Source organism: Pseudomonas sp. CM25, assembly GCF_013179705.1.
Classification (GTDB): Bacteria; Pseudomonadota; Gammaproteobacteria; order Pseudomonadales; family Pseudomonadaceae; genus Aquipseudomonas.
In genome coordinates this window covers 1-2,159 of the sequence record NZ_JABMCW010000565.1, presented here as the reverse complement: position 1 = coordinate 2,159, position 2,159 = coordinate 1, and the positions used below count along the sequence as shown (strand labels likewise).

At 63.2% G+C, this 2,159-nt stretch carries 1 protein-coding gene and 1 pseudogene; one reads left to right on the top strand and one right to left on the bottom strand.

The features are described 5' to 3' along the window. Positions 1-85 (bottom strand): annotated as a pseudogene (locus tag HP546_RS29465) (phosphotransferase system, HPr-related protein); the annotation flags it as partial. A 154-nt stretch (positions 86-239) separates the two neighbouring features. Here HP546_RS29465 and ligD point away from each other — a divergent pair. Continuing rightward, on the top strand, positions 240-2,159 hold a 1,920-nt coding region (ligD, locus tag HP546_RS29460; RefSeq protein ID WP_172233163.1), incomplete at its 3' end, for a DNA ligase D.

Genomic DNA, 2,159 nt, shown 5'->3' with positions numbered 1-2,159 from the left:
CCAGTTCATGGACGCTGCCCATGCGGTCTTCGGTGTCATCGATTTCGGTCGGTGTATACGGTTTGGGGTCATCAGGTCTGGACATGATCGTCTCCGTCAGTTGGCTTACCTTCGGTCGACTCCACCAAACCCAGGAAGATTCAGAGTTTTTCAGCGCGCTCGCCTCGGCGGATATTTTGAACTCCGCCGGGCCCCGCCGCCTCCCAACGATAAGACCGCGACTCGCCCCGGAGCCCGCCATGGCCAAACCCCTCGAGGAATACGCGCGCAAACGCGATTTCAACGCCACGCCTGAACCCAGTGGCAAGCGCAGCCGTGCCAAGCGGGCCCACGCCTTGCAGTTCTGCATCCAGAAACACGACGCCAGCCACCTGCACTACGACTTTCGCCTGGAGCTGGATGGCACGCTGAAAAGCTGGGCCATCCCCAAAGGGCCGTCGCTCGACCCGAAGGTACGGCGCCTGGCCGTGCACGTCGAAGATCACCCTCTGGATTACGCCGACTTCGAAGGCAACATCCCTGAGGGGCATTATGGCGCGGGTGACGTTATTGTCTGGGACCGGGGCATCTGGGAGCCCGAGGGCGATGCGCAGGCGGCCTATGCCAAGGGCAAACTGCGTTTTCGCCTGCAGGGCGAGAAGCTCAGCGGCGTATGGAACCTGTTTCGCACTCGCCTGGCGGGCAAGAAGGAACAGTGGATGCTGGTCAAGTCGCACGACGGCCAGGCCCGCAGTGAAAGCGAATACAGCATCGTCGACGACCAGCCCGACAGCGTCATCAGCGACCGCACCCTGGTGCCAAAAGGCAGTACCGCAAAAGCAGCGAAGCGAAAACCTGCCACCCGCAAGCGGGCAAGCACCGGCAAAGCAGCTGCATTGCCAACCCACCTGGAGCCGCAGCTCGCCACCTTGGTCGACTCACCGCCCACCGGTGAATGGCGCTACGAAGTGAAATTCGACGGTTATCGCATCCTGGCCCGGATCGAAGGCGATGACATCCGCCTGTTTACCCGCAATGGCCACGACTGGAGTGCCAAAATGCCGGGGCAATTGAACGCCTTGCGCGAGCTGGGCGTCGACTCGGCCTGGCTGGATGGCGAAATGGTGGTCAACAACGAACACGGCGTGGCCGATTTTCAGGCGCTGCAGAATGCGTTTGACTCCGGGCGCGATGAGCAGATCACCTATTACCTGTTCGACCTGCCGTTTCTGGGCGGCCGTGACTTGCGCCAGGTACCGCTGCAGGAGCGCCGCCAAGCGCTGCGCCAGTTGCTGGAGCACAACGAGGCCGACAACCTGAAGTTCTCCGCCGACTTCGACCAACCGGTGGATTCGCTGCTCGACAGCGCCTGCCGCCTGCAACTTGAAGGGCTGATCGGCAAGCGCCTGGACAGCCCCTACGTGGGCCGGCGCAGCGCCGACTGGATCAAGCTCAAGTGCACGCAACGCCAGGAGTTCGTGATTGTCGGCTTTACCGACCCCAAAGGTAGCCGTAGCGGTTTCGGCGCCTTGCTGCTGGCACTGCATGACAATGAAAGCGGCGCGCTGCGCTATGCCGGCAAGGTCGGTACCGGCTTCAGCAGCACCACGCTTGCCAGTATCCATGCCCGTCTCGAACCGCTGGAAATCGCCAAGCCCGCACTGCCCAAACCACCGACCGGGGCCGAAGCCCGCGGCGTGCACTGGCTGAAGCCACAGTTGCTGGCCGAAGTCGCCTACGCGCAGATGACCCGGGAGGGCATCGTCCGTCACTCGGTGTTCCATGGCCTGCGCGATGACAAACCTGCCACTGCCATCGACCTGGAGCGCGCCATGCCCGCCAAGACCGTGCCGAAAACCAAAAAGGCCAAGGCAGCGGATGAGTTTGACGACCTGCGCCTGACCCACCCCGACCGCGTCATCGATGCCAGCAGCGGCAGCACCAAGCGTGACGTGGCCGAATACTACGCAGCGGTCAGCCAGTGGATCCTGCCGCAGCTCAAGCACCGGCCGGTGGCGCTGGTACGTGCGCCGGACGGGCTGGCGGGCGAGCTGTTCTTCCAGAAAAACGCAGGCCAGCTGCACATCGCGCATGTGCTCAGCTACGAAAAAGCCGAGGCGGGTCAGGCGGCGATGGTCATCAATCGCCCGGACACGCTGCTCGGCGCCGTGCAGATGAAC